Annotated in this window: 8 protein-coding genes; 3 read left to right on the forward strand and 5 right to left on the reverse strand. The window is 38.7% G+C overall.

The window, feature by feature from the left end; translation table 11 throughout:
• The 4 genes from AC1DND_RS18095 to AC1DND_RS18110 all read right to left on the reverse strand — a co-directional run.
• Window positions 1-797 (reverse strand): hypothetical protein (locus AC1DND_RS18095; protein ID WP_477583723.1); only part of this gene is annotated, 797 nt, incomplete at its 3' end.
• Complete coding sequence (locus AC1DND_RS18100; protein ID WP_477583725.1) at window positions 784-2,151, reverse strand: BatA domain-containing protein; 1,368 nt, start codon at window positions 2,149-2,151, stop codon at window positions 784-786. The genes AC1DND_RS18095 and AC1DND_RS18100, both read right to left, overlap by 14 nt.
• A gap of 3 nt (window positions 2,152-2,154) precedes the next feature.
• Window positions 2,155-3,042, reverse strand: coding sequence for a DUF58 domain-containing protein (locus tag AC1DND_RS18105; protein ID WP_477583727.1), 888 nt, complete (start codon window positions 3,040-3,042; stop codon window positions 2,155-2,157).
• Window positions 3,042-4,088, reverse strand: coding sequence for an AAA family ATPase (locus tag AC1DND_RS18110; protein WP_477583729.1), 1,047 nt, complete (start codon window positions 4,086-4,088; stop codon window positions 3,042-3,044). The genes AC1DND_RS18105 and AC1DND_RS18110 overlap by 1 nt, the downstream gene beginning before the upstream one ends.
• A 103-nt stretch (window positions 4,089-4,191) precedes the next feature.
• Between AC1DND_RS18110 and AC1DND_RS18115 the strand changes: the two genes are divergently transcribed.
• Window positions 4,192-4,821 (forward strand): DUF4159 domain-containing protein, encoded by a 630-nt coding sequence (locus tag AC1DND_RS18115; RefSeq protein WP_477583731.1) that lies wholly within the window; start codon window positions 4,192-4,194, stop codon window positions 4,819-4,821.
• Between the two features lie 192 nt (window positions 4,822-5,013).
• Here AC1DND_RS18115 and AC1DND_RS18120 read toward each other — a convergent pair whose 3' ends face one another.
• Entirely contained in the window at window positions 5,014-5,376 is a 363-nt protein-coding gene (locus AC1DND_RS18120) for an Lrp/AsnC family transcriptional regulator (RefSeq protein ID WP_477583733.1), read from the reverse strand.
• A gap of 206 nt (window positions 5,377-5,582) precedes the next feature.
• Here AC1DND_RS18120 and serC point away from each other — a divergent pair, with 206 nt between their 5' ends.
• Both serC and AC1DND_RS18130 read left to right on the forward strand, forming a co-directional pair.
• On the forward strand, window positions 5,583-6,680 hold the full coding sequence (gene serC / locus AC1DND_RS18125; protein WP_477583735.1) for a 3-phosphoserine/phosphohydroxythreonine transaminase: 1,098 nt from the start codon (window positions 5,583-5,585) through the stop codon (window positions 6,678-6,680).
• A gap of 11 nt (window positions 6,681-6,691) precedes the next feature.
• Window positions 6,692-6,959 (forward strand): hypothetical protein (locus AC1DND_RS18130; protein WP_477583736.1); only part of this gene is annotated, 268 nt, incomplete at its 3' end.

Here is a 6,959-nt window from a genome sequence, read left to right on the forward strand (position 1 = left end):
GATTTTTTACCGTCCAGATCCAGTTGATAAAAGCCTGATTTGTTGACGGTTTTGCTATATGTCCATTGCGTATGTAATGCATTTAAGGCTTTTAGTGGGGCAATTTCGTTATCGTTAAAGATGATTTTCAGTTTTTTAATACCAATGTTTGTTTCGATTTTCCAGTTTATTTTAGCGCCTGTTTCGGCAGTAATAGTAAACTGCTTTTGTTTACGCTCAGCTTTTTGAGTGTAGGCAGGCGGAATGATGGTAGCGCTGAAATCGGAAATTTCTGGGGGAATATTTTCTTTGATTGCCGGAATTTGACTTGCCTTTCCGTGAAAATTTAAAGGTTCACTTTTATGTAAAGAGATTTGGCTAATGCCGATGCTGATGAGCAGTCCTACAAAAAGGATAATCAAGCCTAAATATAATTTCTTCACAGGCTCTTTTGGCTGCGATAGGTTGGGGATTATATTTTCGATTTTGTTGCGCTGCAGTTGTTGCAGCATAGTCAATTCATCTTGATTTTGCAGCAGGAGATCGGCACTTTCTTCCAGTTCGGGGTATTGGTTGTTTACAAAACGCGAAACATCCTGATCGGTGGTTTTCCAAATGGGTTTTATGAATAAGAAGATGCCCAGAATAACAGGAAAAACAACTGCAAAAAGCCATGGAGAAAAATGCAGCAGGTAAACGCTCATAACCGATAAAACCAAAGCAATGGCCAAAGCAATTGTAATAATGCTAATCAGATAAAAGCTAATCCACTTTTTCCTTAGGTTACTGATCCAATTTTGTCCTTCAGCTTTTAACATAATTCGGTTTTTTTCTGAATGATAAAATACGTTCGGTGACAAAAATCAAAAGGGCAGTTATCCAGAATAAAGTTGCAAGTTCTTCATTTTTAGTAGTTTGTGTGGCTTCTGTTTTAGTAATCTCGGTAACTTCTTTTTGCTGAACTGATAATCTCCGCTGATCGGCAGGGTTGTCTTCAAAACCGAAGTCTGTTGAGTTTTCCGCTCTGATCACAATCGGCATCAATGCTTTTACAAATAAGCCATCCCAAACCAGTTCGTTCCATTGCGGGTTAAAACGGCTGTAAAAGTGAAAATTATGTAAGGAATCAGCCTTGTCATTTGTCAATACTGCATTTCCAAAACCATCGGTCCATATTTTTTCGGCTTGGCTGGTTGAGGCAATTCTTTTACTTAATTTAATATGACGACCATAAATGTTAATAGTAGATGGTGTGGTGACTACTTTCCCTTTTTCGTATTGAAATAATGCTCCATCCCGTGCAATTGATGATTTGAAATCTGATGAAACCGGATTATCAGATAACCAAAAACCAATGGTTGCTTTTCCTGCAGCTGCGTTGATGATAATTTTCCGTTTGGTGAAACTTCCAATGGCTTTTAAAGCCGCAATGAGGTATTTACGGTCTGTAATACCCGAAGTTTCGTGTATGGCGACGTTTATTGGCGATTCGTCTGCCGAATTTAAAGCCTGATAAGTGGTGCCTGAGGGATTGGACTTTGCTTCATATTTCTTTCCTGCATATCCGGCAATCCAGCTGCTAAGCGTATCGGTTTGATTTAGCGGAATGTACTTCAGTTTATAGCTAACAGTTGGCAGTTCGTTACCAAAACGGTTTAAGCGCCGATCGGCAAAAAAATAAACTTCAGCTCCAGGAGGAACAAATTGATTAGCTGCAGTCAGTAAGGCTGTATAACTTAAAGTATCGCCCTGTTTTGTTTCATTAAGAACGGTATCTTTTAAGGTTAATGGTTTAAAACCCACATTAAAATCGTGGATTTCGTAACCCTTTTTCAGTAATGAATCTATCGTTTTTTTATTAGAATTGAAAACCTGTTGGAAAATAGTTTTATCAACCAAAATCCATCCGGCTTTATTTTTGCCCGAGATTATTTTTTTAAGATAAGGTTGTGCCAGAAGAAATGCCAGCAGCACCAAAATCAAGCAGCGTAAAACCAATAAAAGCCAATTGTTAATTTTAAAGCTTTTTGAGCTTGCCCTCGAGCTTTCGCCAAGCAGTGCAATGCTGCCAATCTTAAGTGTTTTACCCTGTTTAACATTCCACAGGTGTATAATAAGCGGGATAATTAAGCCTGCAAGCGCCAGTAAACCTATGGGGTATAAAAAATGCACGGCTTAAATTCTAAGTTTACTTCTTTGTTTTAAAAAATCCCTCAATGCCTGGTCTAAAGGTTCATCGGTTGTAATTGTTCGGTAAAAAATCCTTCTATCAAGCAGCTTTATCCTGGTTTCTTCCAGATAGGCATTAAGCTTGTTTTGATAATTGGTCCTCGCTTTGGTTTGATCAATCTGAATGGTTTCTCCTGTTTCCAGGTCTTCGAAAGTGCTGTAACCTTTAAAATCAAGATTCAGTTCGTTTCTTGATAACACGTGAAAAACCACGATCTCGTGCCTTAAAGTATTCAACGTATCCAATAACTTGATAATTTCATCTTCTTTTTGATAAAGATCGGTCACGAAAATGAGCAATTCGCGTTTTTGGGCTCCAGCAAACAATTCTTTATAATGAATGGGTTTAGTGAATGCTCCATTGGGATTGATCTGCTCTAACTGGTAAAACAATCGGGCCAAATGTTGGTAATCCTGCTTTGGGGTCATGGAAAAGATCCCTGAATTTTTCAGCACATATAAACCAATGGCATCGCCTTGTAAATTAGCGAGGTAAGCTAAAGATGCACCAAGATATTTTGCATAATCTATTTTGGTAAAATCGCCATCACTATGGTTCATCGAGGCACTGGCATCTATTAATATGCGCACGGCAATATTCGTTTCCACCTCCGATTCGCGGATATAATAACGGTCGGAGCGGGCAAACATTTTCCAGTCGAGCGACCGTAAATCATCGCCGGGTTGATAACTTCTGTATTGACTAAACTCCAATCCCGGTCCCTTTACGGTACTTTTATTAATGCCGTTCATAAAACCATCAATCGTCATTTTTGCCGATAATGAAAGGTCTTTAATGGCCATTAATACTTTTGGATCGAGCAGTTTACTCATTAAATATTGGCTTTTGGTTTCGAAATGGCTCTAATCAGTTCGTCTGTAACTTTATCCGATGAAACATTTTCGGCTTCTGCCTTAAAATTCATCAATACCCGGTGGCGAAGTACCGGATAAGCCATGGCCTGTAAATCTTCCGTTATCACAGCATACCTGCCCTTAAATAAGGCTCTTGCTTTTGCTGTTAAAATCAGTGCCTGTCCGGCCCTTGGTCCTGCACCCCAACGCACCCATTCTTTAACGAAATTTACAGTCGTGGTATCAGGTCGGGTGGCGCGGATGATTTCGCTTACATAAGTAATTAAGTCATCGCTGATGCTTACTTCGCGGGTAATGGCTTGCAGCGCTGCAATTTCTTCGGCGCCAATAATCGGGTTGATCACCGCTTTTTTACTGCCCGTTGTACTGCTTAAAATCTGAGTTTCTTCGGCTGCCGTTGGGTAACCGATTTTGATGTACAAAAGGAAGCGGTCTAATTGTGCTTCTGGCAGAGGATAAGTTCCGGCCTGTTCAATCGGGTTTTGTGTAGCCAGAATAAAAAATGGCCGATCTAAAGGATAAGTTTGTCCGCCATAAGTTACTTCAAATTCCTGCATGGCCTCTAATAGTGCCGATTGGGTTTTTGGGGGCGTCCTGTTCACCTCATCTGCCAGGATAATGTTGGCAAACAAAGGGCCTTTGTTAAATTTAAAAAAACGTTTTCCCGTTACGTGGTCTTCTTCCAATATTTCGGTACCCACAATATCGGTAGGCATTAAATCGGGCGTAAACTGAATTCTTCTAAAAGAAAGATCTAAAGCCTGAGACATTGTTCTTACCATTAAAGTTTTAGCCAAACCCGGTACACCTTCCAGTAAACAATGTCCGCCGGCCATTAAAGCAATCAGCATTTCTTCAATGATCACATCCTGACCCACAATTACTTTTTGTATTTCGCTTTTTAAAAGGGAGATCTTATCGATCAATATTTTTAGGTTGCTTTCTGAACGCTCCAAAACGGTTGATTTTTTAGTATAACGATATTGTGTTTCAATATAGGGCATATTGATAGATAGTTTTAGCCTAATGGAAAAGAATATCAAAAAATTTACACGATAATTAGGATAAAAAAGCAGAATAATAAAAAATGGAGGTAATTTTAGGGTGATGCAGAGAGCTAAATTTACATTTGCGAGGTTAAAATATAATTCAGGCGATTGGGATACCGATCAGCGCATGCCATCCAACCTCTTAAATTCTCTTCTCGAGTATACAACCATTCCTTTGGATGAAGAAGAGAAAATTGTAGAGCTGAGCAGCCGCGATTTATTTAAATATCCTTTCTGTTATTTAAGCGGGCATAAACTGGTTCAATTTAGTCAGCAAGAAGCAGTAAATTTTAAAACCTATGTGCATAACGGAGGTTTCGTTTTTGTAGATGATTGCAATCATGATATTGATGGTTTATTTGCCCGTTCATTCGAAACACAGATGAGCAACCTTTTTGGTTCTCAGGCTTTGAAGAAAATCCCTAATAACCATGGTATTTATAGTTCTTTCTTTAAGTTTGAGAAGGGACCGCCAACCACTTCTTTCGAGTTAAATGGCTGGGGTGATGATCTCGTGCACGATTACCTGAAAGCAATCACCATTAACAATAGGATAGGAGTGCTTTATAGCAATAAAGATTATGGCTGCGAGTGGGATTACGATTTCAGGAACAAACGTTTTTTAGCTGAAGACAATACCAAATTCGGAGTAAATATTATCCTGTACGCTATGGGGATCAACAGTTAACAGTTGACAGTTTTCAGTTGTTGGTTGGCCTTGTCCTTACTTAGAATGATCAATTAATTAATCAATTGCTGATTAGCCAGTCTCCTTGTGTTGTCAGATGTTACCATCTGACAGATTTAGAAAATCATTGATTAAGTTTTAATCGCAGCAGATGGTAACATCTGCCGCCACTTAAATTGCTGATTAACCAGTCTACAACGCATAAGCCGTTTCGGCTTTCGATTGATTCAATACCAAAAAGCTCTGAATATTTCCAACATAAGCCAGTGCGCCTATATTATCTCTCAGAAAATTGTTGTAAGAAACCATATCGGGCATGGCTACTTTAAGCATAAAATCGAAATGCCCGGTAAGGTGATAACATTCCATCACTTCTGGGTATTTTTCCATTTCGGTCTTAAATGCCCTTACAATATCTTCCGAATGTGTGGTGAGCTGAATGTGCGGAAAGGCTATAAAATGCGACCTCAGTTTATCGATGTCTACAATGGCAACTGTTGATTTGATGTAGCCATTTGACCGCAGTTTTTTAATGCGGTCTACAATGTGGGTCATGCTTTTTCTAAGCTTTCCCGAAACTTCTTTATAGGTTAATAATTATATTCTGTTAGCTTATTTTCCTGATATGCTAAACCAAACTTTTGGGATGTTTAGGGTTTGATAAAAAATAATTTTTACCAAAAAAATAAGTTGTTGCGGTATAATTTGCTTAACTACTGATCTTTACGCTGTAATTAATTTAACCGAATATTATTTTTCTTATGCATAAAAAACACAATTTCGGTGCCGGCCCGTGCATATTGCCGTCATCTGTAATGGAGCAGGCTGCTCAGGCCGTAATCAATTGGGGAGGGATGGGTTTATCTATTTTAGAAGTTTCTCATCGATCACCAGAATTTGAAGATGTGGTACTTAAAACCCAGCTTTTGGTGCGCGAGTTATTGTCTGTTCCAGATCACTATTCGGTACTTTTTTTACAGGGTGGGGCTAGTACACAATTTGCTATGGTTCCGATGAATTTTTTGAGTAAAGGAAAAAAAGCTGCTTATCTTGATACAGGATATTTTGCACAAAAAGCCATTAAAGAGGCCAAATTGTTTGGCGAAGTAGAGTTAGTGGCTTCTTCGAAAGATAAAGATTATGCCTATATCCCAGTTGAGTTTAATAACAATAAGCAAGCTGCGTACCTGCATTGTACTTCAAATAATACGATTGAGGGGACAGAAATATTTGATTTCCCTACTGCCGGTGCGCCGTTGATATGCGATATGTCATCAGATATTTTTTCCAGAAAAATTAACATCACCGATTTTGATCTTATTTATGCAGGAGCGCAAAAGAATATGGGGCCAGCTGGGATGACATTGGTCATTGCTAAAAATGAATTCCTTAACAAGGCAAAAAAAGAAATCCCATCAATGTTGGATTATCGGGTATTCCGCGATAATATGAGCATGTACAATACACCACCGGTTTTTTCTATTTATGTGGCCATGCTTAATTTATTGTGGTTGAAAGATCAGGGTGGTGTAAGTGGAATAGAACAAAGAAATATAGAAAAGGCAAAATTATTATATGCCGAAATAGACCGTAATCCGCTTTTTTACGGTACGGCCGATGTTGAGCATCGTTCTCGAATGAACGTTACTTTCTTAGCCATTAACAAAGATATAGAAACCGAGTTTTTAAAATTTGCAGCAGACCAAGGAATTGTAGGCATAAAAGGCTATAGAACAGTTGGTGGATTTAGGGCTTCACTTTACAATGCGCTTCCGTTATCGAGCGTTGAAGTATTGGTAAATGCAATGGCCAGTTTTGAAAAAATATACAGTGATAAAACCGTTCTTGAACTCGAATAATCCGTTAAACGATGATAAAAATCTCTCCATTAAAGGCATTACAGCCGGGTAAAGACATCTTTGATCTGATGATTTCTGATCAGGTAAACGGTAAGGTGCATAAAAATGAGCAGCTGTCGTTTGAAGACCTGCTTAATCTATTCGGATGTCCTTTGGATGACCGGCCTGCTATTTATGTTTACGAGTTCCGTAGCGAATTTGGTGTAATGAGGGGAATTTGGGCAGCTACTGATCTCTCTCAAACACCGGTAAATGCAATTAAAAGGCACGAAGAAACAG

The sequence above is a fragment of the Pedobacter sp. 01N416 genome, assembly GCF_056399685.1.

Coding starts and splice junctions, on each gene's coding strand:
- serC (WP_477583735.1), top strand. CDS start 5,583: ATGCATAAAAAACACAATTTCGGTGCCGGCCCGTGCATATTGCCGTCA.
- AC1DND_RS18115 (WP_477583731.1), top strand. CDS start 4,192: ATGCAGAGAGCTAAATTTACATTTGCGAGGTTAAAATATAATTCAGGC.
- AC1DND_RS18110 (WP_477583729.1), bottom strand. CDS start 4,088: ATGCCCTATATTGAAACACAATATCGTTATACTAAAAAATCAACCGTT.
- AC1DND_RS18120 (WP_477583733.1), bottom strand. CDS start 5,376: ATGACCCACATTGTAGACCGCATTAAAAAACTGCGGTCAAATGGCTAC.
- AC1DND_RS18105 (WP_477583727.1), bottom strand. CDS start 3,042: ATGAGTAAACTGCTCGATCCAAAAGTATTAATGGCCATTAAAGACCTT.